Annotated in this window: 29 protein-coding genes; 15 read left to right on the forward strand and 14 right to left on the reverse strand. The window is 51.9% G+C overall.

Translation table 11 applies throughout. The annotated features are described in order from the left end of the window. Nucleotides 1–141: 141 nt before the first annotated feature. Entirely contained in the window at nt 142–1122 is a 981-nt protein-coding gene (locus QUF14_RS18615; protein WP_000399629.1) for an IS110-like element IS621 family transposase, read from the forward strand. Between the two features lie 250 nt (nt 1123–1372). On the opposite strand, the gene tkt is transcribed toward QUF14_RS18615, so the two are convergent. Then, a complete protein-coding gene (gene tkt, locus QUF14_RS18620; RefSeq protein WP_000098630.1) occupies nt 1373–3364 on the reverse strand; it encodes a transketolase in 1992 nt (663 codons plus the stop codon). Between the two features lie 276 nt (nt 3365–3640). On the opposite strand from tkt, the gene loiP reads away from it, so the two are divergent. Beyond that, nucleotides 3641–4399, forward strand: coding sequence for a metalloprotease LoiP (gene loiP / locus QUF14_RS18625; RefSeq protein WP_000701841.1), 759 nt, complete (start codon nt 3641–3643; stop codon nt 4397–4399). Between the two features lie 141 nt (nt 4400–4540). Here the strand turns inward: loiP and speB are convergent, their stop codons facing one another. The 6 genes from speB to yqgD form a co-directional block, all read right to left on the reverse strand. After that, nucleotides 4541–5461 (reverse strand): agmatinase, encoded by a 921-nt coding sequence (gene speB, locus QUF14_RS18630; RefSeq protein WP_000105566.1) that lies wholly within the window; start codon nt 5459–5461, stop codon nt 4541–4543. Between the two features lie 135 nt (nt 5462–5596). After that, nucleotides 5597–6328: a hypothetical protein gene (locus tag QUF14_RS18635; RefSeq protein ID WP_000758926.1), complete on the reverse strand. Its 732-nt coding sequence runs from the start codon at nt 6326–6328 to the stop codon at nt 5597–5599. 145 nt (nt 6329–6473) lie between these two features. Beyond that, nucleotides 6474–8450 (reverse strand): biosynthetic arginine decarboxylase, encoded by a 1977-nt coding sequence (speA, locus tag QUF14_RS18640; protein ID WP_038813055.1) that lies wholly within the window; start codon nt 8448–8450, stop codon nt 6474–6476. Nucleotides 8451–8458: 8 nt separating this feature from the next. Then, on the reverse strand, nt 8459–8590 hold the full coding sequence (gene yqgB, locus QUF14_RS18645) for an acid stress response protein YqgB (RefSeq protein ID WP_001360961.1): 132 nt from the start codon (nt 8588–8590) through the stop codon (nt 8459–8461). Between the two features lie 93 nt (nt 8591–8683). Further along, a complete protein-coding gene (gene yqgG, locus QUF14_RS18650; protein ID WP_272942092.1) occupies nt 8684–8827 on the reverse strand; it encodes a small protein YqgG in 144 nt (47 codons plus the stop codon). A gap of 110 nt (nt 8828–8937) precedes the next feature. Further along, on the reverse strand, nt 8938–9189 hold the full coding sequence (gene yqgD, locus QUF14_RS18655; RefSeq protein ID WP_001446113.1) for a protein YqgD: 252 nt from the start codon (nt 9187–9189) through the stop codon (nt 8938–8940). A gap of 55 nt (nt 9190–9244) precedes the next feature. On the opposite strand from yqgD, the gene metK reads away from it, so the two are divergent. The 8 genes from metK (at nt 9245) to ruvX (ending at nt 16517) form a co-directional block, all read left to right on the forward strand. Then, nucleotides 9245–10399 carry a methionine adenosyltransferase gene (metK, locus tag QUF14_RS18660; RefSeq protein WP_001062128.1) on the forward strand — a complete coding sequence of 385 codons (1155 nt, stop codon included), beginning with the start codon at nt 9245–9247 and terminating at the stop codon, nt 10397–10399. 485 nt (nt 10400–10884) lie between these two features. After that, entirely contained in the window at nt 10885–12279 is a 1395-nt protein-coding gene (gene galP / locus QUF14_RS18665) for a galactose/proton symporter (protein WP_001352953.1), read from the forward strand. 76 nt (nt 12280–12355) lie between these two features. Then, nucleotides 12356–12853: a SprT family zinc-dependent metalloprotease gene (locus tag QUF14_RS18670; protein ID WP_001296359.1), complete on the forward strand. Its 498-nt coding sequence runs from the start codon at nt 12356–12358 to the stop codon at nt 12851–12853. A 94-nt stretch (nt 12854–12947) separates the two neighbouring features. Then, nucleotides 12948–13655, forward strand: coding sequence for a deoxyribonuclease I (gene endA / locus QUF14_RS18675; protein ID WP_000286514.1), 708 nt, complete (start codon nt 12948–12950; stop codon nt 13653–13655). 79 nt (nt 13656–13734) lie between these two features. After that, complete coding sequence (gene rsmE, locus QUF14_RS18680; protein WP_001300912.1) at nt 13735–14466, forward strand: 16S rRNA (uracil(1498)-N(3))-methyltransferase; 732 nt, start codon at nt 13735–13737, stop codon at nt 14464–14466. Between the two features lie 12 nt (nt 14467–14478). After that, nucleotides 14479–15429, forward strand: a complete 951-nt coding sequence (gene gshB / locus QUF14_RS18685; RefSeq protein WP_000593273.1) for a glutathione synthase — start codon at nt 14479–14481, stop codon at nt 15427–15429. A 108-nt stretch (nt 15430–15537) separates the two neighbouring features. After that, nucleotides 15538–16101 carry a YqgE/AlgH family protein gene (locus QUF14_RS18690; protein WP_001339287.1) on the forward strand — a complete coding sequence of 188 codons (564 nt, stop codon included), beginning with the start codon at nt 15538–15540 and terminating at the stop codon, nt 16099–16101. Further along, on the forward strand, nt 16101–16517 hold the full coding sequence (gene ruvX / locus QUF14_RS18695) for a Holliday junction resolvase RuvX (RefSeq protein ID WP_000017111.1): 417 nt from the start codon (nt 16101–16103) through the stop codon (nt 16515–16517). The genes QUF14_RS18690 and ruvX overlap by 1 nt, the downstream gene beginning before the upstream one ends. Nucleotides 16518–16740: 223 nt before the next feature. On the opposite strand, the gene QUF14_RS18700 is transcribed toward ruvX, so the two are convergent. Both QUF14_RS18700 and QUF14_RS18705 read right to left on the reverse strand, forming a co-directional pair. Then, entirely contained in the window at nt 16741–17721 is a 981-nt protein-coding gene (locus tag QUF14_RS18700) for an IS110-like element IS621 family transposase (protein ID WP_000399629.1), read from the reverse strand. A gap of 249 nt (nt 17722–17970) precedes the next feature. After that, nucleotides 17971–18951, reverse strand: a complete 981-nt coding sequence (locus tag QUF14_RS18705; protein ID WP_071988144.1) for a PilT/PilU family type 4a pilus ATPase — start codon at nt 18949–18951, stop codon at nt 17971–17973. Between the two features lie 17 nt (nt 18952–18968). Here QUF14_RS18705 and yggS point away from each other — a divergent pair, with 17 nt between their 5' ends. Genes yggS through hemW form a run of 5 tightly spaced genes read left to right on the forward strand, consistent with a single transcriptional unit; the run spans nt 18969 to nt 22274 of the window. Further along, the gene (yggS, locus tag QUF14_RS18710; RefSeq protein WP_000997802.1) at nt 18969–19673 is read left to right on the forward strand and encodes a pyridoxal phosphate homeostasis protein; all 705 of its coding nucleotides are present in this window, start codon (nt 18969–18971) and stop codon (nt 19671–19673) included. Nucleotides 19674–19690: 17 nt separating this feature from the next. After that, a complete protein-coding gene (gene yggT, locus QUF14_RS18715) occupies nt 19691–20257 on the forward strand; it encodes an osmotic shock tolerance protein YggT (protein WP_001094826.1) in 567 nt (188 codons plus the stop codon). Then, nucleotides 20254–20544 carry a DUF167 family protein YggU gene (gene yggU, locus QUF14_RS18720; protein WP_001277222.1) on the forward strand — a complete coding sequence of 97 codons (291 nt, stop codon included), beginning with the start codon at nt 20254–20256 and terminating at the stop codon, nt 20542–20544. Before yggT ends, yggU begins: the two co-directional genes overlap by 4 nt. Nucleotides 20545–20551: 7 nt before the next feature. Continuing rightward, nucleotides 20552–21145: an XTP/dITP diphosphatase gene (locus QUF14_RS18725; protein ID WP_001174753.1), complete on the forward strand. Its 594-nt coding sequence runs from the start codon at nt 20552–20554 to the stop codon at nt 21143–21145. Beyond that, nucleotides 21138–22274: a radical SAM family heme chaperone HemW gene (gene hemW, locus QUF14_RS18730; RefSeq protein WP_000239964.1), complete on the forward strand. Its 1137-nt coding sequence runs from the start codon at nt 21138–21140 to the stop codon at nt 22272–22274. Before QUF14_RS18725 ends, hemW begins: the two co-directional genes overlap by 8 nt. A gap of 64 nt (nt 22275–22338) precedes the next feature. Here the strand turns inward: hemW and QUF14_RS18735 are convergent, their stop codons facing one another. From QUF14_RS18735 to trmB, 5 genes are all read right to left on the reverse strand, one after another. After that, nucleotides 22339–23346: a DUF1202 family protein gene (locus QUF14_RS18735; protein WP_000745202.1), complete on the reverse strand. Its 1008-nt coding sequence runs from the start codon at nt 23344–23346 to the stop codon at nt 22339–22341. A gap of 115 nt (nt 23347–23461) precedes the next feature. Continuing rightward, nucleotides 23462–24508: an L-asparaginase 2 gene (ansB, locus tag QUF14_RS18740; RefSeq protein WP_000394126.1), complete on the reverse strand. Its 1047-nt coding sequence runs from the start codon at nt 24506–24508 to the stop codon at nt 23462–23464. Nucleotides 24509–24683: 175 nt separating this feature from the next. Next, a complete protein-coding gene (locus QUF14_RS18745) occupies nt 24684–25403 on the reverse strand; it encodes a YggN family protein (RefSeq protein ID WP_000984793.1) in 720 nt (239 codons plus the stop codon). A 183-nt stretch (nt 25404–25586) separates the two neighbouring features. Then, nucleotides 25587–25913 (reverse strand): YggL family protein, encoded by a 327-nt coding sequence (locus QUF14_RS18750; protein WP_001107564.1) that lies wholly within the window; start codon nt 25911–25913, stop codon nt 25587–25589. Further along, nucleotides 25913–26632 (reverse strand): tRNA (guanosine(46)-N7)-methyltransferase TrmB, encoded by a 720-nt coding sequence (gene trmB, locus QUF14_RS18755; protein ID WP_000786916.1) that lies wholly within the window; start codon nt 26630–26632, stop codon nt 25913–25915. The genes QUF14_RS18750 and trmB overlap by 1 nt, the downstream gene beginning before the upstream one ends. Nucleotides 26633–26730: the final 98 nt, after the last annotated feature.

Genomic DNA, 26730 nt, shown 5'->3' on the forward strand with positions numbered 1-26730 from the left:
TCCGCATGCCGTATCGGGCCTTAGGTTTTCAACCTGTTGCGTAGATTTATGCAGCGGACTGCCTTTCTCCCAAAGTGATAAACCGGACAGTATCATGGACCGGTTTTCCCGGTAATCCGTATTTGCAAGGTTGGTTTCACGATGGAACATGAACTTCATTATATCGGTATCGACACCGCTAAAGAGAAACTGGATGTCGATGTGTTGCGTCCTGATGGTCGTCATCGCACCAAAAAATTCGCTAACACCACTAAAGGGCACGATGAGCTGGTGAGCTGGCTGAAGGGTCACAAGATTGACCATGCGCATATCTGCATCGAAGCGACCGGCACCTATATGGAACCTGTCGCAGAGTGCCTTTACGATGCAGGCTACATAGTGTCAGTCATTAATCCTGCGTTGGGTAAAGCTTTCGCTCAGAGTGAAGGACTGCGTAACAAGACTGATACCGTGGATGCGCGCATGCTGGCAGAGTTCTGTCGTCAGAAGCGCCCTGCAGCCTGGGAAGCGCCTCACCCGCTTGAACGCGCGTTGCGTGCCCTGGTAGTACGCCACCAGGCGCTGACAGATATGCACACGCAGGAACTGAACCGCACTGAAACGGCGCGGGAAGTCCAGAGACCGAGCATTGATGCTCACCTTCTGTGGCTTGAAGCAGAGCTGAAGCGTCTTGAGAAGCAGATAAAAGACCTGACAGACGATGATCCGGATATGAAACACCGCAGGAAACTGCTGGAAAGTATCCCGGGTATCGGAGAGAAAACATCTGCGGTATTACTGGCTTATATCGGTCTGAAGGACCGCTTCGCCCATGCCAGACAGTTCGCCGCTTTTGCGGGTCTGACACCACGGCGTTATGAATCAGGCAGTAGTGTGAGAGGGGCAAGCCGGTTGAGTAAAGCCGGACATGTGTCGCTTCGCAGGGCGTTGTATATGCCTGCAATGGTAGCCACCAGTAAGACTGAGTGGGGACGGGCGTTCCGCGACCGTCTGGCGGCTAATGGCAAGAAAGGAAAAGTGATTCTCGGCGCGATGATGCGCAAGCTGGCACAGGTGGCGTATGGAGTGCTGAAGTCAGGCGTACCGTTCGATGCGTCACGGCATAATCCGGTAGCTGCGTAAAAATCGCGGAAGGGATGAAAAAAACAGCGCCTGACGGCGCTGTGTCTGGCATGCCTGCAATCTGGGAAACCAGGGTAGAAAAAAACTTGCAGGCCATAACAGTATCTACATACTTCCTGCAATATATTGAATTTGCACGATCTTGTAGGTCGGATAAGGCGTTCACGCCGCATCCGACATGAACAACGCGCACTTTGCCAATAATCTGAAGGGCCGCTTTCGCGGCCCTTCTCACAAAGCATCTTACCGATTACAGCAGTTCTTTTGCTTTCGCAACAACGTTGTCAACGGTGAAGCCGAACTCTTCGAACAACTGCTCTGCCGGTGCAGATTCACCGAAGGTATTCATACCGATGATGGCACCGTTCAGGCCAACATACTTGTACCAGTAGTCAGCAATGCCAGCTTCCACCGCAACGCGTGCAGTAACCGCTTTCGGCAGTACAGACTCACGGTAAGCCGCATCCTGCTTGTCGAATGCGTCGGTAGACGGCATGGAAACCACGCGCGCTTTCACGCCTTCAGCAGTCAGTTTTTCGTAGGCAGCAACCGCCAGTTCAACTTCAGAACCGGTAGCGATGAAGATCAGTTCCGGCTGACCGGCACAGTCTTTCAGCACATAACCACCGCGCGCGATGTTTGCCAGCTGCTCTTCAGTACGTTCCTGCTGCGCCAGGTTCTGACGGGAGAGGATAAGCGCAGTCGGGCCGTCCTGACGCTCAACGCCGTATTTCCACGCGACCGCGGATTCAACCTGGTCACACGGACGCCATGTGGACATGTTCGGGGTCACGCGCAGAGAAGCGACCTGCTCTACCGGCTGGTGAGTCGGGCCATCTTCGCCCAGACCGATGGAGTCGTGGGTGTAAACCATCACCTGACGCTGTTTCATCAGCGCAGCCATACGTACGGCGTTACGTGCGTATTCCACGAACATCAGGAAGGTGGAGGTGTACGGCAGGAAGCCACCGTGCAGGGAGATACCGTTAGCAATCGCGGTCATACCGAACTCGCGAACACCGTAGTGGATGTAGTTACCCGCAGCATCTTCGTTGATTGCTTTAGAACCAGACCACAGGGTCAGGTTAGACGGTGCCAGGTCAGCAGAGCCGCCGAGGAATTCTGGCAACAGCGGACCGAACGCTTCGATAGCATTCTGAGACGCTTTACGGCTGGCGATTTTCGCCGGATTAGCCTGCAGTTTAGCGATAAACTCTTTCGCTTTCGCGTCGAAGTCAGACGGCATTTCGCCTTTCATACGGCGAGTAAATTCAGCCGCTTCCTGCGGATAAGCTTTGGCGTAAGCAGCGAATTTCTCGTTCCATGCAGATTCTTTCGCCTGGCCTGCTTCTTTCGCATCCCACTGAGCATAGATTTCAGACGGGATTTCGAACGGCGCATATTTCCAGCCCAGCTGTTCGCGGGTCAGTGCAATTTCAGCGTCGCCCAGCGGCGCACCGTGGGAGTCGTGCGTACCGGCTTTATTCGGAGAACCGAAACCAATGATGGTTTTGCACATCAGCAGAGACGGTTTGTCAGTCACAGCGCGCGCTTCTTCTACAGCGCGTTTGATGGATGCCGCGTCATGACCGTCGATGCCGCGAATAACGTGCCAGCCGTAAGCTTCGAAACGCATTGCGGTGTCGTCGGTGAACCAGCCTTCAACGTGACCATCGATAGAGATACCGTTGTCATCGTAGAACGCAATCAGTTTACCCAGCTTCAGCGTACCCGCCAGAGAGCAAACTTCATGGGAGATGCCTTCCATCATGCAGCCGTCGCCCATGAAGGCGTAGGTGTAGTGGTCGACGATGTCGTGGCCCGGACGGTTAAACTGCGCCGCCAGCGTTTTTTCTGCAATCGCCATACCGACTGCATTGGCAATACCCTGACCCAGCGGACCTGTAGTGGTTTCCACACCAGCGGTGTAACCCACTTCCGGGTGGCCCGGAGTTTTGGAATGCAGTTGACGGAAGTTTTTCAGTTCTTCCATCGGCAGATCGTAACCGGTGAGGTGCAGCAGGCTGTAGATCAGCATGGAGCCGTGGCCGTTGGACAGCACGAAGCGGTCACGGTCAGCCCAGGACGGATTCTGCGGGTTGTGTTTCAGGAAATCACGCCACAGGACTTCGGCAATGTCAGCCATACCCATAGGGGCACCCGGGTGACCGGATTTGGCTTTCTGTACTGCGTCCATGCTCAGCGCACGAATAGCATTGGCAAGCTCTTTACGTGAGGACATTTTGACTCCAGATCGGATGATGAAGGGCACGCCCTTAACGACTTGACGACAGCGCGTTTTGGGCTACGCCGGAAAATTTGCCAACAATTTACCGCAAGCCGCGCGTCATGTACATGGAACATCCTTTTGCCGCTTCAGAAATCTCTGGATCATGCTCGCATGTTGCGCAATCTGCTCGCCCGTCCGCTGCGCTTTTCCTTATACTGAGACTGAGCATCGATTCACCTGCAAACGGTGCATTTTAGAATAATCCTGACCTTGTGCGGAAGAGAAAACATGAAAATTCGCGCCTTATTGGTAGCAATGAGCGTGGCAACGGTACTGACCGGTTGCCAGAATATGGACTCCAACGGACTGCTCTCATCAGGAGCGGAAGCTTTTCAGGCTTACAGTTTGAGTGATGCGCAGGTGAAAGCCCTGAGCGATCAGGCATGTCAGGAGATGGACAGCAAGGCGACGATTGCGCCAGCCAATAGCGAATACGCTAAACGTCTGACAACTATTGCCAACGCGCTAGGCAACAATATCAACGGTCAGCCAGTAAACTACAAAGTGTATATGGCGAAGGATGTGAACGCCTTTGCGATGGCAAACGGCTGTATCCGCGTCTATAGCGGGCTGATGGATATGATGACGGATAACGAAGTCGAAGCGGTGATCGGTCACGAAATGGGGCACGTCGCGTTAGGCCATGTGAAGAAAGGGATGCAAGTTGCATTAGGTACCAACGCCGTGAGAGTCGCGGCAGCCTCTGCGGGCGGGATTGTCGGCAGTTTATCGCAATCGCAACTTGGTGATCTGGGCGAGAAATTAGTCAATTCGCAATTCTCCCAGCGCCAGGAAGCAGAAGCCGATGATTATTCTTACGATCTTCTGCGCCAACGCGGCATCAGCCCGGCTGGTCTTGCCACCAGCTTTGAAAAACTGGCGAAACTGGAAGAAGGCCGCCAAAGCTCAATGTTTGACGACCATCCGGCATCCGCCGAACGCGCCCAGCATATTCGCGATCGTATGAGCGCGGATGGGATTAAGTAAATCCTGGTGGTGCCGAACGTAGGTCAGATAAGGCGTTCACGCCGCATCTGACATGAATGGCACATTTGTTACCCTGTGCGCAATGCCGGATGCGATGCTGGCGCATCTTATCCGGCCTACGTGCGACATCGCATCTGGCGCTTACTCGCCCTTTTTCGCCGCCTGAATATACAGCATCTCCAGCGCCAGCGTCGCTGCTGCCAGAGCGGTGATTTCCGACTGATCGTATGCCGGAGCCACTTCCACTACGTCCATCCCAACAATGTTGAGATCTTTCAGGCCGCGTACCAGTTTAATGGCGCGATCGGAGGTCAGGCCGCCAATCACCGGCGTACCGGTGCCCGGCGCGAAAGCAGGATCCAGGCAGTCGATATCAAAGGTCAGGTAAACTGGCATATCACCTACAATCTGTTTCACCTGGGCGATAACGTCATCCACGCTGCGATCGTTCACCTGGCAGGCGTCCAGTACGGTAAAGCCGTTGTCTTTATCAAACTCGGTACGAATACCAATCTGTACGGAGTGATTCGGGTCGATCAGACCTTCTTTCGGCGCGGTATAGAACATGGTGCCGTGGTCAAATTCACAACCGTTCGCATAGGTATCGGTGTGGGCGTCAAAGTGTACCAGCGCCATTTTGCCGAAATGCTTCGCATGAGCACGCAGCAGCGGCAGGGTAACAAAGTGGTCACCACCGAAGGAGAGCATACGCTTACCGGCAGCCAGCAGCTTTTCGGCATGCGCCTGCAGCTTCTCGCTCATCTCACGAGCATCGCCGAAGGCATACACCAGATCGCCGCAGTCCACCACGTTCAGACGCTCGCGCATGTCGAAATTCCACGGGAAGCGGTTGTGTTCCCAGGCCAGATTTGTTGAAACCTGACGGATCGCCGCCGGACCGTGGCGTCCACCCGCACGACCGGAAGTAGCCATATCGAACGGCACGCCGGTAATTACCCAGTCAGCATCGCTGTCATACGGCTGGAAGTTCATCGGCAGGCGTAAAAAACCAAAGGCGTTGGAAACCAGTGAGTTATCGTATTGATGACCTAAGGTGCTCATGGATGGACTCCTATTACAAAGTCGATATAAAAAAACCCTTCCGCGTCGTTAGGCCCGACGAGGAAGGGTTGGATTTGCGAAACACAATTTTGTGCTAATTATCGCCTTAAATGGGCGAGGCATCAAGCGAGGTTACTATTTCCGACACGGTGGCGGCGCATAGCCATTGTTGTCCGCCGGAAACGCTTGTCCAGAGCACGGTGGCAGCGCATTTTGCGCCGGGCCTTGTAATTCAAAGGCGGCAAAGCCGATTACACCGGTATTACGCACATCGCCTTGCGCCGAATTGGCTGCGTAGGAATCCGCAACGTTGGCGAACTGAAAAGCCGCTTCGGTATGTTTATCTTTGCGGAATCCTTTAATCGCCAACGAATCCCCGGCATTCACAATATAGCCGTTGTTATTCAGGGAACCTTGTTTACCATTGAGAACATCCAGACCATCAACTGTCGCAACGATCTCGTAGTTGGTGTTACGACTGTAATTGCGGACATATAATTGGTAATTCATTCCTACTCTGGCATGGACTATATAGCGTAGTTCTTTACCTGATGAATTATAAACCCGCGTAATAGGTAGAGAATTAAAATTACCATCGCGAATAGCATATTCAAGTTCGTTAATACGAATGCTATAAACGCGGTCGTAGCCGGAAGGAACATTAGTCGAATAACTAATAACGATCATCTCTGCCGGATCGCGCCAGGCTCGTTCAGCAGTTACGCCCTGAACCGTTGAGTGCACATCCCCACCCCAGGCGGTGCCGACATTGCCCGATGCACTGCTATTATACTGCGCATTACTGGAACAACCGGCCAGCAGCACGACTAATGCCACCAACGCGCTACGTACTTTCCATTTTTTCATAACCGTTCCCTCTGCATTTAATTAATGCAGCGATTGTAGGGAGATTATTCAATAAGGAAAGCAGCTAAATTATTTTTAAGAATATATAAAAAGAAAGCGGGCCGATTTACGTAAATAAATCGACCCGATAGCGGAATAATCTTAATTATTCATCTTCAAGATAGGTATAACCGTACAACCCTGCCTCGAACTCTTCCAGGAACTGTTGTTGCAGTTCAGCATCAAGATCGGTTTTCTTCACCTGATCACGGAACTGGGTTAACAGCGTTTTCGGATCGAGCTGTACATATTGCAGCATGTCCGCCACGGTATCGCCTTCGTCAGACAGTTCCACTTCTACGCTACCATCAGGGAAGACGAACACATCAACCGCTTCGGTATCACCAAACAGGTTGTGCATGTTGCCGAGGATCTCCTGATATGCGCCGACCATAAAGAAACCGAGCATCGGCGGATTCTCTGGATCGTACTCCGGCATAGGCATTGTCGTGGCAATACCATCACCATCGATATAGTGGTCGATGGCACCGTCAGAGTCACAGGTAATATCCAGCAGCACGGCGCGCCGCTCCGGAACTTGATTCAGCCCTTCCAGCGGCAGAACCGGGAACAACTGGTCGATCCCCCATGCGTCCGGCATCGACTGGAACAGCGAGAAGTTGACGTACATTTTGTCCGCCATACGTTCCTGCAATTCGTCGATAATCGGGCGATGTGCGCGGTTTTGCGGATCCAGCTGCTTTTGCACTTCATGACACATGCTCAGATAAAGCTGCTCAGCCCACGCGCGTTCTTGCAGGTTGTAGGTGCCCGAAGAATAGCCGATATGAATATCGTGCAAGTCCATCTGGCTGTCATGTAACCACTCACGCAGAGAACGGCGAGTTCCCGGTTCGTGCATCTCCTGCCAGGTTTCCCACATGCTTTGCAGCGCGCGCGGTGCGTCTTCTGCTGGCGCGGTCGGCACCGTGTATTCGTTACGTTCCACGCCGATGATATTCGACACCAGCACGGTGTGATGCGCAGTCACCGCACGACCTGATTCGGTGATTACTGTCGGATGCGGCAGACCATTTTCTTCACACGCATCGCCAATCGCCCAAATGATGTTGTTGGCGTATTCATTGAGGCCGTAATTCACTGAACAGTCGGACTGCGAACGAGTACCTTCATAGTCCACACCCAGACCGCCGCCGACATCAAAGCACTGAATATTGACGCCCAGCTTGTGCAGTTCCACATAGAAACGCGCGGATTCACGAACGCCCGTGGCGATATCGCGAATATTCGCCATCTGCGAACCGAGGTGGAAGTGCAGCAGTTGCAGGCTGTCGAGACGTCCGGCTTCACGCAGGGTTTCAACCAGTTGCAGTACCTGAGTCGCCGCCAGGCCGAACTTCGATTTTTCCCCGCCAGAAGACTGCCATTTGCCAGAACCTTGAGACGCCAGACGCGCGCGCACGCCCAGACGAGGAACGACATTCAGACGTTCTGCTTCATCCAGCACAATGGCGATTTCTGACATCTTCTCAATGACCAGATAGACCTTATGGCCCATCTTCTCGCCAATTAATGCCAGGCGGATATATTCGCGGTCTTTATAACCATTGCAGACGATGACGCTACGGGTCATGCCAGCATGCGCCAGTACCGCCATCAACTCAGCTTTGGAACCGGCTTCCAGGCCCAGCGGTTCGCCCGAATGAATCAGGGATTCAATCACGCGGCGGTGCTGGTTAACTTTGATCGGATAAACGAGGAAGTAATCGCCGTTATAGCCGTAGGATTCCCGCGCACGTTTGAACGCGGCGTTAATGGAACGCAAACGGTGCTGCAGGATCTGTGGGAAACAGAACAGTGCAGGCAGACGCTGACCCTGTGCTTCACGAGTTTTCACTAACTGCGCGAGATCGACGCTAGCTTCCGGCACGTCCGGGTCCGGGCACACGCTAATGTGGCCCAGCTCGTTAACGTCATAATAGTTATTGCCCCACCAGGCAATATTGTAAGTACGCAGCATCTTGCTGGCTTCCTGGGAGCTCATTGCAACCTCCTGCATGGAGCGTAGTACACCGTGTTCGCCCGCTGACGAAGGCAAACCCATAGACATGTCGTCAGACATAGCGAACCTCAAATTATTTTATTAAGTGTAAAACAGTTAACGACTATCGCAGCCTGGGACTGCGATAACAACCCATAAGCACACGGATTTTCCAGCAAAGTATGCTGACGCTCCGACTGCGCAACCGGTTTCTTTTTCATAACATTATTAAACACATAACCGAACGTAAGTGTGACAGTTCGGCGAAACCACGAGAAAACTCTTGTTTTTACAAGAGCGCCCTTGTTCAGTCCTCAGTAACTGTCACCAGCTCTTGAATCCTGAGAAGCGCCGAGATGGGTATAACATCGGCAGGTATGCAAAGCAGAGATGCAGAGTGCGGGGAACGAATCTTCACCAGAACGGTGAGACAGGTTAAGCAGCAGACAACGGTTCATTATTTCGTATCACCTCCACGGCCGCCTGTTAAGACGAACCCACAAGCCAAAACTCTGATTTCAACCCGGCTGGAAGTGGCAACACGAAAGAAACGTCGTGTGCTTTTTATTTAAGCCGCGCGCCGCGTTTTATACCCCACAATGGCAGAAAATTGCAAAAGATAAATACTCAGAATGCCAGCATTGTCAGGAAAAATTTCCAGCCACGTTTTTAACAGAATGAGACACGATTCAAAAAAAAGTGGAAATCGGGTGAAGAATTGACCTAAAATAGCCATCCAGATGTTAATCCATCCATACCGATTAACACTCAGACTGCCAGTGTTTTTAACCTGCAGAGTCGTGGTAGGATCCGCTACCACAGAAAATCCACACAACAGTTTGAGCTAACCAAATTCTCTTTAGGTGATATTAAATATGGCAAAACACCTTTTTACGTCCGAGTCCGTCTCTGAAGGGCATCCTGACAAAATTGCTGACCAAATCTCTGATGCCGTTTTAGACGCGATCCTCGAACAGGATCCGAAAGCACGTGTTGCTTGCGAAACCTACGTAAAAACCGGCATGGTTTTAGTTGGCGGTGAAATCACCACCAGCGCCTGGGTAGACATCGAAGAGATCACCCGTAACACCGTTCGCGAAATTGGCTATGTGCATTCCGACATGGGCTTTGACGCTAACTCCTGTGCGGTTCTGAGCGCTATCGGCAAACAGTCCCCTGATATCAACCAGGGCGTCGACCGTGCCGATCCGCTGGAACAGGGCGCGGGTGACCAGGGTCTGATGTTTGGCTACGCAACCAATGAAACCGACGTGCTGATGCCAGCACCTATCACCTATGCACACCGTCTGGTTCAGCGTCAGGCTGAAGTACGTAAAAACGGCACTCTGCCGTGGCTGCGCCCGGACGCGAAAAGCCAGGTGACTTTCCAGTATGACGACGGCAAAATCGTTGGCATCGATGCTGTAGTACTTTCCACCCAGCACTCTGAAGAGATCGACCAGAAATCGCTGCAAGAAGCGGTAATGGAAGAGATCATCAAGCCGATTCTGCCCGCAGAATGGCTGACTTCCGCCACCAAGTTCTTCATCAACCCGACCGGACGTTTTGTTATTGGCGGCCCGATGGGTGACTGCGGTCTGACTGGTCGTAAAATTATCGTTGATACCTACGGCGGCATGGCACGTCACGGTGGTGGTGCATTCTCTGGTAAAGATCCATCAAAAGTGGACCGTTCCGCAGCGTACGCAGCACGTTATGTCGCGAAAAACATCGTTGCGGCTGGCCTGGCCGATCGTTGTGAAATTCAGGTTTCCTACGCAATCGGCGTGGCTGAACCGACCTCCATCATGGTGGAAACTTTCGGTACCGAGAAAGTGCCTTCTGAACAACTGACTCTGCTGGTACGTGAGTTCTTCGACCTGCGCCCATACGGTCTGATTCAGATGCTGGATCTGCTGCACCCGATCTACAAAGAAACCGCAGCATACGGTCACTTTGGTCGTGAACATTTCCCGTGGGAAAAAACCGACAAAGCGCAGCTGCTGCGCGATGCTGCCGGTCTGAAGTAATCTTTCTTCACCTGCTTTCAAAGGCCAGCCTCGCGCTGGCCTTTTTCTTTTCCAGAGAAATGCCTGATGCGCTACGCTTATCAGGCCCACAACCGCTGTCACATGTAAGTGGATAAGGCGTTCACGCCGCATCCGGCAAAAAAAACCGCCTGCACAATAACATCATTCTTCCTGAACACGTTTTACCCTCAAATCATCACCACGACTGAAACCGATTACACCCACCACACCAGCCAAATATTTGTAATATTTTCATATTATTATTCAGTTTTCACAGCTGTTACATTTCTTTTCAGTAAAGTCTTAATTGCAGATAACTGCGTTTAATCTATGATGATATAACTCAATTATTTTCATGCACTTAAATCATAACTAAGATAAATGTTAGTGTAAGCGATTACACTGATGTGATTTGCTTCACATCTTTTTACGTCGTACTCACCTATCTTAATTCACAATAAAAAATAACCATATTGGAGGGCATCATGCCTGACGCTAAAAAACAGGGGCGGTCAAACAAGGCAATGACGTTTTTCGTCTGCTTCCTTGCCGCTCTGGCGGGATTACTCTTTGGCCTGGATATCGGTGTAATTGCTGGCGCACTGCCGTTTATTGCTGATGAATTCCAGATTACTTCGCACACGCAAGAATGGGTCGTAAGCTCCATGATGTTCGGTGCGGCAGTCGGTGCGGTGGGTAGCGGCTGGCTCTCCTTTAAACTCGGGCGCAAAAAGAGCCTGATGATCGGCGCAATTCTGTTTGTTGCTGGTTCACTGTTCTCTGCGGCTGCGCCAAACGTTGAAGTACTGATTCTTTCCCGCGTTCTGCTGGGGCTGGCGGTGGGTGTGGCCTCTTATACCGCACCGCTTTACCTCTCTGAAATTGCGCCGGAAAAAATTCGCGGCAGTATGATCTCGATGTATCAGTTGATGATCACTATCGGGATCCTCGGTGCTTATCTTTCTGATACCGCCTTTAGCTACACTGGTGCATGGCGCTGGATGCTGGGTGTGATTATCATCCCGGCAATTCTGCTGCTGATTGGTGTTTTCTTCCTGCCAGACAGCCCACGTTGGTTTGCCGCCAAACGCCGTTTTGTTGATGCCGAGCGCGTGCTGCTGCGCCTGCGCGACACCAGTGCGGAAGCGAAACGCGAACTGGATGAAATCCGTGAAAGTTTGCAGGTTAAACAGAGTGGCTGGGCGCTGTTTAAAGAGAACAGCAACTTCCGCCGCGCGGTGTTCCTTGGCGTACTGTTGCAGGTAATGCAGCAATTCACCGGGATGAACGTCATCATGTATTACGCGCCGAAAATCTTCGAACTGGCGGGTTATACCAACACCACCGAGCAAATGTGGGGGACAGTGATCGTCGGTCTCACCAACGTACTCGCCACCTTTATCGCAATCGGCCTTGTTGACCGCTGGGGACGTAAACCAACGCTAACGCTGGGCTTCCTGGTGATGGCTGCTGGCATGGGCATACTCGGTACAATGATGCATATCGGTATCCACTCTCCGTCGGCGCAGTATTTCGCTATCGCCATGCTGCTGATGTTTATTGTCGGCTTTGCCATGAGTGCCGGTCCGCTGATTTGGGTACTGTGCTCCGAAATTCAGCCGCTGAAAGGCCGCGATTTTGGCATCACCTGCTCCACCGCCACCAACTGGATTGCCAACATGATCGTTGGCGCAACGTTCCTGACCATGCTCAACACGCTGGGTAACGCCAACACCTTCTGGGTGTATGCGGCTCTGAACGTACTGTTTATCCTGCTGACATTGTGGCTGGTACCGGAAACCAAACACGTTTCGCTGGAACATATTGAACGTAATCTGATGAAAGGTCGTAAACTGCGCGAAATCGGCGCTCACGATTAATCTCCTCTGGCTTCCTCCCGTCGCGGAGGAAGCCACCTCTTGCAGTCATCTTTTCTTCGCTCTATCCTCTGCCGCTATGAAAACATCCCGTCTCCCTATCGCCATCCAACAGGCCGTTATGCGTCGCCTGCGGGAAAAACTCGCCCAGGCCAACCTGAAGCTAGGGCGTAACTACCCGGAGCCAAAACTCTCTTACACCCAGCGCGGAACCTCCGCCGGAACAGCCTGGCTTGAAAGCTATGAAATTCGCCTCAATCCGGTTTTACTGTTGGAAAACAGCGAAGCCTTTATTGAAGAAGTGGTGCCACACGAACTGGCACATTTGCTGGTATGGAAACATTTCGGCCGCGTAGCGCCACATGGCAAAGAGTGGAAATGGATGATGGAAAGCGTGCTGGGCGTTCCCGCTCGTCGTACGCACCAGTTTGAACTGCAATCCGTGCGTCGCAACACCTTCCCCTACCGCTGCAAGTGCCAGGAACATCAGCTTACCGTACGCCGCCATAATCGCGTAGTTCGTGGCGAGGCCGTCTATCGCTGTGTTCATTGCGGTGAACAGCTGATTGCAAAATAACCACCTGAACTATCAGGAACTTTCCTGATCTGGCTGATTGCATACCAAAACAACTTTCGCTACGTTGCTGGCTCGTTTTAACACGGAGTAAGTGATGTACCGTTATTTGTCTATTGCTGCGGTGGTACTGAGCGCAGCATTTTCCGGCCCGACGTTGGCCGAAGGTATCAATAGTTTTTCTCAGGCGAAAGCCGCGGCGGTAAAAATCCACGCTGACGCGCCGGGTACGTTTTACTGCGGATGTAAAATTGACTGGCAGGGCAAAAAAGGCGTTGTTGATCTGCAATCGTGCGGCTATCAGGTGCGCAAAAATGAAAACCGCGCCAGCCGCGTAGAGTGGGAACACGTTGTTCCCGCCTGGCAGTTCGGTCACCAGCGCCAGTGCTGGCAGGACGGTGGACGTAAAAACTGTGCCAAAGATCCGGTTTATCGCAAGATGGAAAGCGATATGCATAACCTGCAACCGTCAGTCGGTGAGGTGAATGGCGATCGCGGCAACTTTATGTACAGCCAGTGGAATGGCGGCGAAGGCCAGTACGGTCAATGCGCTATGAAGGTCGATTTCAAAGAAAAAGTCGCCGAGCCACCAGCTCGTGCACGCGGTGCCATTGCGCGCACATACTTCTATATGCGTGACCAATACAACCTGACGCTTTCTCGCCAGCAAACGCAGCTGTTTAACGCATGGAACAAGATGTATCCGGTTACCGACTGGGAGTGCGAGCGCGATGAACGCATCGCGAAGGTGCAGGGAAATCATAACCCGTATGTGCAACGCGCTTGCCAGGCGCGAAAGAGCTAACCTACACTAGCGGAATTCTTTTTGTTAACTCCTACCCCACGCGTACAACCGCGTGGGGAGACGACGCGGATTTTTAACTATGCGTATCCCCCGCATTTATCATCCTGAACCACTGACCAGCCATTCTCACATCGCGCTTTGCGAAGATGCCGCCAACCATATCGGGCGCGTACTGCGCATGGGGCCGGGACAGGCGTTGCAATTATTTGACGGCAGCAACCAGGTCTTTGACGCCGAAATTACCAGCGCCAGCAAAAAAAGCGTGGAAGTGAAAGTGCTGGAAGGCCAACTCGACGATCGTGAATCTCCGCTGCATATTCACCTCGGTCAGGTGATGTCGCGTGGCGAAAAAATGGAATTTACGATCCAGAAATCGATCGAACTCGGTGTAAGCCTCATTACGCCACTTTTTTCTGAGCGTTGCGGCGTTAAACTGGATAGTGAACGTCTGAACAAGAAGCTCCAGCAGTGGCAGAAGATTGCAATTGCTGCCTGTGAGCAGTGTGGTCGTAACCGGGTGCCGGAAATCCGTCCAGCGATGGATCTGGAAGCCTGGTGTGCAGAGCAGGATGAAGGACTGAAACTGAATCTTCACCCGCGCGCCAGTAACAGCATCAATACGTTGCCGTTACCGGTTGAACGCGTCCGCCTGCTAATTGGCCCGGAAGGCGGTTTATCGGCAGATGAAATTGCCATGACTGCCCGCTATCAATTTACTGATATCCTGTTGGGACCTCGCGTTTTGCGTACAGAGACAACTGCGCTCACCGCCATTACCGCGCTACAAGTACGATTTGGCGATTTGGGCTAACGGAGAAGAATAATGATCAAGCTCGGCATCGTGATGGACCCCATCGCAAACATCAACATCAAGAAAGATTCCAGTTTCGCTATGTTGCTGGAAGCACAGCGTCGTGGTTACGAACTTCACTATATGGAGATGGGCGATCTGTATTTGATCAATGGCGAAGCCCGCGCCCATACCCGCACGCTGAACGTGAAGCAGAACTACGAAGAGTGGTTTTCGTTCGTCGGTGAACAGGATCTGCCGCTGGCCGATCTCGATGTGATCCTGATGCGTAAAGACCCGCCGTTTGATACCGAGTTTATCTACGCGACCTATATTCTGGAACGTGCCGAAGAGAAAGGGACGCTGATCGTTAACAAGCCGCAGAGCCTGCGCGACTGTAACGAGAAACTGTTTACCGCCTGGTTCTCTGACTTAACACCAGAAACGCTGGTTACGCGCAATAAAGCACAGCTGAAAGCGTTCTGGGAGAAACACAGCGACATCATTCTCAAACCGCTTGACGGTATGGGCGGCGCGTCTATTTTTCGCGTGAAAGAAGGCGATCCGAACCTTGGCGTGATTGCCGAAACCCTGACTGAACACGGAACTCGCTACTGCATGGCGCAAAATTACCTGCCAGCCATTAAAGATGGCGACAAACGCGTGCTGGTGGTGGATGGCGAACCTGTACCGTACTGCCTGGCACGTATTCCACAAGGCGGCGAAACCCGTGGTAACCTGGCTGCCGGTGGTCGCGGGGAACCTCGTCCGTTGACGGAAAGTGACTGGAAAATCGCCCGTCAGATCGGACCGACGCTGAAAGAAAAAGGGCTGATTTTTGTTGGTCTGGATATCATCGGCGACCGTCTGACTGAAATTAACGTCACCAGCCCAACCTGTATTCGTGAGATTGAAGCAGAGTTTCCGGTGTCGATCACCGGTATGTTAATGGATGCCATCGAAGCACGTTTACAGCAGCAGTAACCCACCTTAGCGAGAAGGATCTCGTTGAGACTCTGAGTGACAGCGCCCTACTTTCCACGCATACTGGGCGCTGTTGCTTTTTTGAACCAGGAAACAGAACCTCTGACAATGAATTTACAGCATCACTTTCTTATTGCCATGCCTGCTCTCCAGGATCCGATTTTCCGTCGTTCCGTGGTCTACATTTGCGAACATAATACCAATGGTGCAATGGGGATCATCGTCAACAAGCCGCTGGAAAATCTCAAAATTGAAGGGATTCTGGAAAAGCTGAAGATCACGCCGGAGCCGCGTGATGAATCAATCCGTCTGGATAAACCGGTTATGCTCGGCGGCCCGCTGGCGGAAGATCGTGGGTTTATTTTGCATACTCCACCCTCCAATTTTGCTTCCAGCATTCGCATTTCAGACAACACGGTGATGACCACTTCCCGCGATGTGCTGGAAACGCTCGGCACCGATAAACAACCGTCTGACGTATTGGTGGCTCTGGGCTATGCCTCCTGGGAGAAAGGTCAACTGGAACAAGAAATTCTCGATAACGCGTGGCTAACGGCCCCGGCAGATCTGAATATTCTGTTCAAAACACCGATTGCCGACCGCTGGCGCGATGCGGCAAAACTGATTGGTGTGGATATTCTCACCATGCCTGGTGTGGCAGGGCATGCCTGATGAGTGGAACCTTACTCGCCTTCGATTTCGGCACTAAAAGCATTGGCGTAGCGGTCGGACAACGCATTACCGGCACCGCTCGCCCTTTGCCTGCAATTAAAGCGCAGGACGGTACGCCGGACTGGAATCTCATCGAACGTTTACTGAAAGAGTGGCAGCCGGACGAAATCATCGTCGGTTTGCCGCTGAATATGGACGGCACAGAACAGCCGTTGACTGCCAGAGCGCGTAAATTTGCCAACCGTATTCATGGCCGTTTTGGTGTTGAAGTTAAGCTCCATGATGAACGGCTTAGCACCGTGGAAGCGCGCTCCGGTCTGTTCGAACAGGGCGGCTATCGGGCGCTCAACAAAGGTAAAGTCGACTCTGCCTCTGCGGTTATTATTCTCGAAAGTTATTTCGAGCAGGGATATTAAGGCGATTTACTAGCGCACAGATTTCTGACAATGTGCTCGTTGTTTCATGTTGGATGCGGCGTAAACGCCTTATCCAACCTACGGTGAGTGCGAATTCAAAGTTACGCTTCCCTTGTAGATACTGTTATGGCCTGCAAGTTTTTTTCTACCCTGGTTTCCCAGATTGCAGGCATGCCAGACACAGCGCCGTCAGGCGCTGTTTTTTTCATCCCTTCCGCGATTTTTACGCAGCTACCGGATTATGCCGTGACGCATCGAACGGTACGCCTGACTTCAGCACTCCATACGCCACCTGTGCCAGCTTGCGCATCATCGCGCCGAGAATCACTTTTCCTTTCTTGCCATTAGCCGCCAGACGGTCGCGGAACGCCCGTCCCCACTCAGTCTTACTGGTGGCTACCATTGCAGGCATATACAACGCCCTGCGAAGCGACACATGTCCGGCTTTACTCAACCGGCTTGCCCCTCTCACACTACTGCCTGATTCATAACGCCGTGGTGTCAGACCCGCAAAAGCGGCGAACTGTCTGGCATGGGCGAAGCGGTCCTTCAGACCGATATAAGCCAGTAATACCGCAGATGTTTTCTCTCCGATACCCGGGATACTTTCCAGCAGTTTCCTGCGGTGTTTCATATCCGGATCATCGTCTGTCAGGTCTTTTATCTGCTTCTCAAGACGCTTCAGCTCTGCTTCAAGCCACAGAAGGTGAGCATCAATGCTCGGTCTCTGGACTTCCCGCGCCGTTTCAGTGCGGTTCAGTTCCTGCGTGTGCATATCTGTCAGCGCCTGGTGGCGTACTACCAGGGCACGCAACGCGCGTTCAAGCGGGTGAGGCGCTTCCCAGGCTGCAGGGCGCTTCTGACGACAGAACTCTGCCAGCATGCGCGCATCCACGGTATCAGTCTTGTTACGCAGTCCTTCACTCTGAGCGAAAGCTTTACCCAACGCAGGATTAATGACTGACACTATGTAGCCTGCATCGTAAAGGCACTCTGCGACAGGTTCCATATAGGTGCCGGTCGCTTCGATGCAGATATGCGCATGGTCAATCTTGTGACCCTTCAGCCAGCTCACCAGCTCATCGTGCCCTTTAGTGGTGTTAGCGAATTTTTTGGTGCGATGACGACCATCAGGACGCAACACATCGACATCCAGTTTCTCTTTAGCGGTGTCGATACCGATATAATGAAGTTCATGTTCCATCGTGAAACCAACCTTGCAAATACGGATTACCGGGAAAACCGGTCCATGATACTGTCCGGTTTATCACTTTGGGAGAAAGGCAGTCCGCTGCATAAATCTACGCAACAGGTTGAAAACCTAAGGCCCGATACGGCATGCGGACTGCAGGCAGAGAAAACTGGCCGATTTTCTCTGCACAGGAGGGATAATACAAGGCCCGATAAGCTTGCGCATCGGGCATGTTTACAATTCGTATCAGACACAGCAACGTCACAAGCGCCCTTCTTTCACCCGCTGCTGATAACTCTGCTGAAACGTTATCATCCCCACCTGCTGCCCGGTTTGAATAACATGTGGTAACTGGTGGGTTTTCCCTTCACGTATCAAATTCCCCACCGCGGGTGTGTTAATCAGCAATTCAAACAGCGCTACTCTTCCTTCCTGTTTATCCACTTCCAGCTTTTGTGACAACACTGCCCGCAAGCTCCCGGCCAGTTGATTACGCACGGGATCTTTTTCCTGCGCCGGAAATGAATCCACCAGTCGCTCAACTGCCTGCGCCGCACCACGCGTATGTAATGTTGCCAGCACCAGATGCCCGGTTTCTGCCGCCGTCAGCGCCAGACGGATTGTCTCGCTGTCACGCAGCTCTCCGAGCAATATCACATCGGGATCTTCCCGCAATGCGGCACGCAATCCCGATGCGAACGTCATACAGTGCAAACCAATCTCCCGCTGCTGGATCAAACATCGCTGGCTGGTATAGAGATATTCGACAGGATCTTCCAGCGTCAGAATATGCGCATCAGCATGTTGATTGAGATAGCCAACCATCGCCGCCAGCGTGGTAGATTTGCCACTCCCCGTCGCCCCCGTCACCAGAATCAGGCCATTCTGGCTCTTGAGTAATTCCGGCAATACCGGTGGCGCACCAAGCTGTTCGAGCTGTGGACAGTGCGAAGGTAACAACCGTAATGCCAGAGAAATACCTTGCCGTTGCGCGAACGCACTGCCACGCAACCGCTGGTTTTCCGCCAGCGACACAGCAAAATCCAGCTGACCATTCTCCAGCAATATTGCCCGCTGATCGTCATCCAGCCACTCCCGCAATAGCTCTTCCACGTCCGGCTCATCAAACGGCGCAGCTTCCATCCTCCCGCGAATACGCCATCGTGCGGGCCAGGCGCTGCACAGGTGTAGATCCGAGACGTTATGCTTTACACTAAGGGCCACAATTTCTTCCATATTCATACTAAGATCCTCGGAAAATGAACGATATTGCGCATAACCTGGCACAGGTCCGGGACAAAATCTCAGCGGCTGCAACGCGTTGCGGTCGTTCTCCAGAAGAAATTACGCTGCTTGCAGTCAGTAAAACAAAACCTGCGAGCGCCATCGCAGAAGCCATTGATGCCGGGCAGCGTCAATTTGGTGAAAACTATGTTCAGGAAGGGGTAGATAAAATTCGCCACTTTCAGGAACTGGGCGTAACAGGATTAGAATGGCATTTTATTGGCCCGTTGCAGTCTAATAAAAGCCGCCTGGTGGCAGAGCATTACGACTGGTGTCATACCATCGACCGTTTGCGCATCGCCACCCGCCTGAACGACCAGCGCCCGGCAGAACGTCCCCCTCTTAACGTACTGATTCAAATTAATATTAGTGATGAAAACAGTAAGTCCGGGATTCAACTGGCTGAACTGGACGAGCTGGCAGCAGCGGTCTCTGAACTACCGCGTTTACGTCTACGCGGGCTGATGGCGATCCCTGCGCCTGAGTCAGAATATGTAAGGCAGTTTGAAGTTGCACGCCAAATGGCTGTAGCATTTGCCGGACTGAAAACGCGCTACCCGCATATCGACACGCTCTCTCTGGGAATGTCGGACGATATGGAAGCCGCCATTGCGGCAGGTAGCACGATGGTTCGTATCGGCACTGCAATTTTTGGTGCGCGTGATTACTCTAAAAAATAAGGAATTAAAGGAACGCCATGAATACGTTGACTTTCCTGCTTTCAACGGTCATTGAGCTGTATACCATGGTGCTGTTATTACGCATCTGGATGCAGTGGGCTCATTGTGATTTTTACAACCCCTTCTCACAGTTTGTGGTGAAGGTGACGCAGCCGATTATCGGACCACTGCGCCGCGTTATTCCGGCAATGGGACCGATTGACAGCGCCTCGCTGCTGGTTGCCTATATTCTCAGTTTTATCAAAGCCATCGTGCTGTTTAAAGTCGTGACTTTCCTGCCGATCATCTGGATTGCTGGTTTACTGATTTTGCTGAAAACCATCGGCCTGTTGATTTTCTGGGTCCTGCTGGTGATGGCGATTATGAGCTGGGTAAGCCAGGGTCGTAGCCCGATTGAATACGTCCTGATCCAGCTGGCCGATCCACTGCTGCGCCCGATTCGCCGCCTGCTGCCAGCAATGGGTGGGATTGATTTCTCGCCGATGATCCTCGTTCTGCTGCTGTATGTCATTAATATGGGTATCGCAGAAGTACTGCAGGCGACCGGAAATATGCTACTACCGGGGCTGTGGATGGCGTTATGAGTGCCGTAACAGTTAATGATGACGGTCTGGTTTTACGGCTTTATATTCAGCCGAAAGCCAGCCGTGATTCTATTGTCGGTTTACATGGCGACGAAGTAAAAGTCGCCATTACCGCGCCGCCGGTTGACGGCCAGGCCAACAGCCATCTGGTGAAGTTTCTCGGCAAGCAATTCCGGGTAGCCAAAAGCCAGGTGGTGATTGAGAAAGGTGAACTTGGCCGCCACAAACAAATTAAAATCATTAATCCGCAACAAATCCCGCCAGAAATCGCGGCGTTAATTAATTAGGTATCCTATGCAAAAAGTTGTCCTCGCAACCGGCAATGCCGGTAAAGTGCGTGAGCTGGCGTCGCTGCTTAGCGACTTCGGTCTTGATATCGTGGCCCAAACAGACCTCGGCGTAGATTCTGCCGAAGAAACCGGCCTGACCTTTATCGAAAACGCGATTCTGAAAGCACGACACGCGGCAAAAGTGACCGGTTTACCAGCAATTGCCGACGACTCTGGTCTGGCGGTAGATGTGCTTGGCGGCGCGCCTGGGATTTACTCCGCACGTTATTCCGGTGAAGACGCGACCGATCAAAAAAATCTGCAAAAACTGCTGGAAACTCTAAAAGACGTACCGGACAACCAACGTCAAGCGCGTTTCCACTGCGTGCTGGTATATCTGCGCCACGCGGAAGATCCGACTCCGCTGGTGTGCCACGGTAGCTGGCCGGGCGTGATTACTCGTGAACCGGTGGGTACTGGCGGCTTTGGTTATGATCCAATCTTCTTCGTGCCTTCCGAAGGTAAAACTGCTGCCGAACTGACCCGCGAAGAAAAGAGCGCCATTTCCCACCGTGGTCAGGCATTGAAACTGCTGTTGGACGCTTTACGAAATGGTTAAATTACCGCCGCTGAGTCTCTACATTCACATCCCGTGGTGCGTGCAGAAATGTCCGTACTGCGATTTCAACTCTCACGCGTTGAAAGGAGAAGTGCCGCACGACGATTATGTTCAGCACCTGCTTAACGATCTGGACAACGATGTGGCTTACGCTCAGGGCCGTGAAGTGCAGACAATCTTTATTGGCGGCGGTACGCCGAGCCTGCTTTCTGGCCCGGCGATGCAAACGCTGCTGGACGGCGTGCGTGCGCGTTTGCCGCTGGCAGCGGATGCAGAAATCACCATGGAAGCGAACCCAGGCACGGTAGAAGCCGATCGATTTGTCGATTATCAGCGTGCTGGTGTAAACCGCATCTCTATTGGTGTGCAGAGTTTTAGCGAAGAAAAGCTAAAACGACTTGGACGTATTCATGGCCCGCAAGAAGCGAAACGAGCTGCGAAGCTGGCGAGCGGTTTAGGGTTACGTAGTTTTAACCTCGATTTGATGCATGGGTTGCCTGATCAATCACTGGAAGAGGCGCTTGGCGATCTACGCCAGGCCATTGAACTGAATCCGCCGCACCTTTCCTGGTATCAACTGACCATCGAACCTAATACGTTGTTTGGCTCACGCCCTCCTGTACTGCCGGACGACGATGCATTGTGGGATATCTTCGAGCAAGGGCATCAGTTATTAACGGCTGCGGGTTATCAGCAATATGAAACATCCGCTTACGCCAAACCAGGTTATCAGTGCCAGCACAATCTCAACTACTGGCGATTTGGCGACTACATCGGTATTGGCTGCGGCGCGCACGGCAAAGTCACCTTCCCGGATGGGCGCATTCTGCGTACCACCAAAACGCGTCATCCGCGTGGTTTTATGCAGGGGCGGTATCTGGAAAGCCAGCGTGATGTCGAAGCCGCAGATAAGCCGTTTGAGTTCTTTATGAATCGCTTCCGTCTGCTGGAAGCCGCGCCGCGCGTGGAGTTTAGCCAGTATACTGGCCTTTCAGAAGAGGTTATTCGCCCTCAGTTAGACGAGGCTATTGCTCAGGGTTATCTCACAGAATGTGCGGATTACTGGCAGATAACGGAACATGGGAAGTTGTTTTTAAATTCGCTGCTGGAGCTTTTTCTGGCTGAGTAAATTTGTATTGCCGGATGCGGCGTGTACGCAACATCCGGCTACAACTCTTGCGTCATCGCAAAAATTACTTAATCACCCCATTGCGCCGCAATTGTTCGGTATCTTTTTTCCAGCGTTCATTAGCCTGGTTGATATCATCAATTTTCATCAAAATCGCGACTTTTTTACTGTTTATTTCTGAAACTTTCATCGTTAACGGATATTGCCCTTTTTCGAGCGTTATCCAGTCATCCTGCAATTTACGGCTAAGTTTTTGTGATTGCAGAAAAGTCTGTCGCCGTTGTTCGTTGATATCGAAATCTCGCTTCTGCTGAATCGGCACTTCATAACACTCTGCACTCTGTTTATGACATGCCGCAATCGCCGGTTGATAAACCTCTTTGTCATATTTAACCGCGAACGCCTCGCTATCGTTCTGTTTATTAAACTCATCACGCTGTTGGTGAATTTTTTTAAATGCGTCTTCGCGGGTCATTTGCTTACCGTTTGCATCTTTTCCCCAATATGCATCCGCTGCTTTCTGCGCCGCCACCATTTGCTTATCAAGCGCTTTCACTTCCTTTTCCAGCGCAGGAATCGAGTTCTTCTGGGTATTCAACGCTGATTCAAGCTGACTAAAGCGATAATTGAAATCTTCGCTATTCACGATCAGATATTTATTATTCGTTTTGATATCGTCGACCACCCGCCCACGATCGCTGGCTGCCGCCTGAAAAGAGTAAAAGTTCACCGACCAGCCAGACGCGGGCGTTCCTTTACTGGTTAACATCGCCGAGAATTTTACCGGTTTATCTTTCGTCCAGGTCTGTTCGAGTAGTTCGTAATCTGCCAACTGACCGACCCAGGTATAGAGATCGTCACTGGAAGAGACATCGCCTTCCGCTGACCAGGTGGCCTGATTACCCTTAGCATCAAGATTTTTTAAGCTGATGGCATCAAGCTTGAGAATGCCGTGATACTGCTTTTTGAATTGATCTTTTAAGATATTTTCAGTTGGCGGTTCGCCATCTGCCCAGGCATTACCAGTCATCAACATAAGCAGCGCCGTGCCAACAATCCATTGCTTTTTCACCCGAAAACCCTCGCGCGGAATAATTTATTCCGGTGATTATCATTAGGGTGATGAAAATTGGCAATGGACGTGAGTCTGAAGTGAAAAGCCCCGGCACGATACCGGGGCGAGGTGATTAGTACTGATTGAAGAGCTGCTGGATCTGCTGCGGATCTTTGGTTTGCGTCAGAGCCAGTTGCAGCAGAACGCGCGCTTTTTGCGGGTTCAGCGTGCCAGAGGCCACGAAGCCATATTTCGCATCATCCACTTCGGCATCCTGAGTGGTAGCGCCCGTCGGTACGCGGGAAGAACGCACTACTGCAGTGCCGTTTTTCGCGGCGGTCGCCAAAGTGTCGAACACGGATTTATACAGGTTACCGTTACCCACACCAGCGCTGACGATGCCATCATAGCCCGCATCTACCAGTGCTTTAGCCGGAAGATCGGATGCGTTAGCGTAGTTATAAACGATGCCGACTTTCGGCAGTTCATTCAGCTTAGAGACATCGAACGGCGTGTCGCTGGTATGCTTACGTGCCGGGGTACGTTGGTAGTCAATCTTACCGTTGTGAATGTAACCCAGAGGACCGTAGTTAACAGACTTGAAAGTCGCTACGTCGGTGGTGTTGGTTTTGGTGACATCGCGACCGTCCAGTACGGTGTCGTTCATCACCACCAGCACGCCACGATTAGCGGAGGCTTTATCAGCTGCGGTCACTACCGCGTTATACAGGTTGAATGGACCGTCTGCGCTCATGGACGTGGACGGGCGCATTGCGCCGACCATCACCACCGGTTTGTCGCATTTCACCGTCAGGTCGAGGAAGTAAGCGGTTTCTTCCATCGTGTCGGTACCGTGAGTAATGACGAAGCCGTCGGTTTTATCGCAGTCGGTGTTAATTTTTTTCGCCAGTGTCAGCCAGACATTATCGTTCATGTCCTGGGAGCCGATATTCACTACCTGCTCGCCTTTAACGTTCGCAATGTCCTTCAGTTGCGGCACCGCATTAACCAGATTTTCTACGCCAACTTTACCCGCTGTGTAGTTAGATTTGGTTGCGGAGTCACCACCACCGGCAATGGTCCCGCCGGTTGCTAAAATGGTGATATTGGGTAATGCCAATGCTGCACCACTAAAACCCATAACCAGTGCGGCAAGTGCCGTCTTTTTGAAAAACTCCATTTCATTCCTCCAGTTACGTGAACGCTACGCATTATCCCTTAGCTTTGTATGGGAAATTTGACGTTAAACAATTTACAACGTGAATATATTTTGGAGATCTACAAAGTTAGAGGCAGGTAACAAAACGAAGAATTAAACGGCATAAAAAAGTATTATGCCGTCTTAAAATAGAGGATTATTTTAAATTCCCGACCAGGGCTTTGCGACTATCTTCCAGAGTCACAACGCGGCTACAAACATCTTTGCCAAACTGTTGGAAATCTTTTTCCTGCTTTTTCCATTCGGTTTGGATTGAGGATTGCAGCCCCCCCAGGCTTCCCAGCACGTTCTGTAATGGGTTACCGCCGCTTTTCAGCACCGCTTTCGCGCCCATTTCATTAATGCTGTCCTGTAAAATTCCGCCCATTGCCTGATTCACTAATTGTTGACCTTCGGCGCGAACCTGATCAATGGCTTTATAGTGAAACGTCAGGCCGTCGCTGCGCGTTTCGATAATGCGGTTCATCTGCTCTTTCAGCTGCGCATCAAGTTTGGTCAGACGGCTGCGCATTTTGCTGTTTTCGCCCATCTCCTGAACGATAATTTTATCCAGCGCGATACGGGCTTTCTCGACGCGGCTTTTCGCGCCTTCATCAATCCACGGCAGCGTGCTACGCAATTCAGCCTGATAATCCTTCGCCTGCTCGCGCTGGGCGGCGTTCAGGGAATATTGCTTACCGTTATACATCACGTTGCCGTCTGGCGTGATCACCAGATTGCCGTTTTCGCCCTTCACCTGCACGGTTTGCGGGCTGACAATCACATCATCACGCGGCGTGACGCTGCACTGGTAGTCGGCGTGAGCGGTCATTGCCGTCACTGAAAGTGCTGCCGCCAGCAGCATTTTGCGCATCATAGTCTTCCCTCAAGAACAAATCAGGCCAGCATTTGCTGGCCCCAGATTGATAACAAAGTACACGTTATCCATGCCGGATGCGGCGTAAACGCCTTATCCGGCCTACTCGATTGTGCATCTTTCCAGGCCTGATAAGCGTAGCGCATCAGACAGTTTTGCATTTGTCATCGCCCGTATGCTTTCTTAGTCCCACCAAACGTCGAAAAGTTCGCTGGTGCGTACCTCATCCAGTTTGCGCTCTTCCAGCCACTTACGCACAATCGCCTGATGTTCTTCGGTGCATTTGCCGATTTCCTGCATGCAGATCAGACCTTCCCAGGCCAGATAACCGCTGCCGTCAAAGGCCAGTTTGTTCGGTTCGATAACCTCGTTAATAAAGTCATCAACGGTTTTATCAATCTGTTCTTCCGATGTACCTTCCGGGAATCGCCATGCCACCGAAAATCCTAATTCCTGGAATTCGTCGATGTGCATTTTTTTACGCAGACGACGGCTACGGTTCTTTGCCATTATTTCACCCTCTCGAACATTAAGTCCCATACTCCGTGACCAAGACGATGACCACGTTGTTCAAATTTCGTCACCGGACGTGATGCCGGACGCGGTACGTAATCATTGCTCTCTGACAGGTTTTTATAACCGTCAATAGAAGACATCACTTCAAGCATATGTTCCGCATAAGGTTCCCAGTCGGTCGCCATATGGAATACGCCCCCCAGCTGCAGTTTGCTTTTTACCAGTTCGGCAAACGGCACCTGAACGATACGGCGTTTATTATGGCGCGCTTTGTGCCACGGGTCAGGGAAAAAGAGCTGCACCATGCGCAATGAATTGTCAGGAATCATTTTATGCAGCACTTCAACCGCATCGTGACACATCACGCGCAGGTTGCTTAAGCCCTCTTCATGCGCAGAAGACAGGCACGCACCAACGCCTGGTGAATGCACTTCAATGCCGAGGAAGTCCTGCTCAGGGCGATCTTTAGCCATTGCCACCAGCGACGCCCCCATGCCGAAACCAATCTCAAGCGTCACTGGCGCTTCTCGGCCAAAAAGCGCAGGAAAATCCAGCATATCTTCGCTGAACTCAACGCCCATCACCGGCCAGTAGTTTTCCAGCGCATGTTCCTGGCCTTTGGTCAGTCGCCCCTGGCGGCGCACAAAACTACGGATACGGCGCAGTGGGCGGCCGTTTTCATCAAATTCCGGTGAGATGACGTCGTTTTTCATAAAGATTTAGTCGCTTGTGAAAGTGTTCTGAAAACGGGCATTATCCAAAGTTAGTTGCCGGATGCAAGCATGATAAGGCCGTGGCTGCGGAAAGTTCC

It is taken from the genome of Escherichia sp. HH091_1A (assembly GCF_030295175.1).
Lineage (GTDB): Bacteria > Pseudomonadota > Gammaproteobacteria > Enterobacterales > Enterobacteriaceae > Escherichia > Escherichia coli_F.

Coding starts and splice junctions, on each gene's coding strand:
- yqgB (WP_001360961.1), bottom strand. CDS start 8,590: ATGAAAAAGAAACCGGTTGCGCAGTCGGAGCGTCAGCATACTTTGCTG.
- hemW (WP_000239964.1), top strand. CDS start 21,138: ATGGTTAAATTACCGCCGCTGAGTCTCTACATTCACATCCCGTGGTGC.
- speA (WP_038813055.1), bottom strand. CDS start 8,450: ATGTCTGACGACATGTCTATGGGTTTGCCTTCGTCAGCGGGCGAACAC.
- gshB (WP_000593273.1), top strand. CDS start 14,479: ATGATCAAGCTCGGCATCGTGATGGACCCCATCGCAAACATCAACATC.
- speB (WP_000105566.1), bottom strand. CDS start 5,461: ATGAGCACCTTAGGTCATCAATACGATAACTCACTGGTTTCCAACGCC.
- tkt (WP_000098630.1), bottom strand. CDS start 3,364: ATGTCCTCACGTAAAGAGCTTGCCAATGCTATTCGTGCGCTGAGCATG.
- QUF14_RS18615 (WP_000399629.1), top strand. CDS start 142: ATGGAACATGAACTTCATTATATCGGTATCGACACCGCTAAAGAGAAA.
- loiP (WP_000701841.1), top strand. CDS start 3,641: ATGAAAATTCGCGCCTTATTGGTAGCAATGAGCGTGGCAACGGTACTG.
- yggT (WP_001094826.1), top strand. CDS start 19,691: ATGAATACGTTGACTTTCCTGCTTTCAACGGTCATTGAGCTGTATACC.
- QUF14_RS18725 (WP_001174753.1), top strand. CDS start 20,552: ATGCAAAAAGTTGTCCTCGCAACCGGCAATGCCGGTAAAGTGCGTGAG.
- ruvX (WP_000017111.1), top strand. CDS start 16,101: ATGAGTGGAACCTTACTCGCCTTCGATTTCGGCACTAAAAGCATTGGC.
- QUF14_RS18745 (WP_000984793.1), bottom strand. CDS start 25,403: ATGATGCGCAAAATGCTGCTGGCGGCAGCACTTTCAGTGACGGCAATG.
- QUF14_RS18670 (WP_001296359.1), top strand. CDS start 12,356: ATGAAAACATCCCGTCTCCCTATCGCCATCCAACAGGCCGTTATGCGT.
- metK (WP_001062128.1), top strand. CDS start 9,245: ATGGCAAAACACCTTTTTACGTCCGAGTCCGTCTCTGAAGGGCATCCT.
- yggU (WP_001277222.1), top strand. CDS start 20,254: ATGAGTGCCGTAACAGTTAATGATGACGGTCTGGTTTTACGGCTTTAT.
- trmB (WP_000786916.1), bottom strand. CDS start 26,632: ATGAAAAACGACGTCATCTCACCGGAATTTGATGAAAACGGCCGCCCA.
- endA (WP_000286514.1), top strand. CDS start 12,948: ATGTACCGTTATTTGTCTATTGCTGCGGTGGTACTGAGCGCAGCATTT.
- QUF14_RS18690 (WP_001339287.1), top strand. CDS start 15,538: ATGAATTTACAGCATCACTTTCTTATTGCCATGCCTGCTCTCCAGGAT.
- QUF14_RS18700 (WP_000399629.1), bottom strand. CDS start 17,721: ATGGAACATGAACTTCATTATATCGGTATCGACACCGCTAAAGAGAAA.
- galP (WP_001352953.1), top strand. CDS start 10,885: ATGCCTGACGCTAAAAAACAGGGGCGGTCAAACAAGGCAATGACGTTT.
- ansB (WP_000394126.1), bottom strand. CDS start 24,508: ATGGAGTTTTTCAAAAAGACGGCACTTGCCGCACTGGTTATGGGTTTT.
- yggS (WP_000997802.1), top strand. CDS start 18,969: ATGAACGATATTGCGCATAACCTGGCACAGGTCCGGGACAAAATCTCA.
- QUF14_RS18635 (WP_000758926.1), bottom strand. CDS start 6,328: ATGAAAAAATGGAAAGTACGTAGCGCGTTGGTGGCATTAGTCGTGCTG.
- rsmE (WP_001300912.1), top strand. CDS start 13,735: ATGCGTATCCCCCGCATTTATCATCCTGAACCACTGACCAGCCATTCT.
- QUF14_RS18750 (WP_001107564.1), bottom strand. CDS start 25,913: ATGGCAAAGAACCGTAGCCGTCGTCTGCGTAAAAAAATGCACATCGAC.
- QUF14_RS18705 (WP_071988144.1), bottom strand. CDS start 18,951: ATGAATATGGAAGAAATTGTGGCCCTTAGTGTAAAGCATAACGTCTCG.
- yqgG (WP_272942092.1), bottom strand. CDS start 8,827: ATGAACCGTTGTCTGCTGCTTAACCTGTCTCACCGTTCTGGTGAAGAT.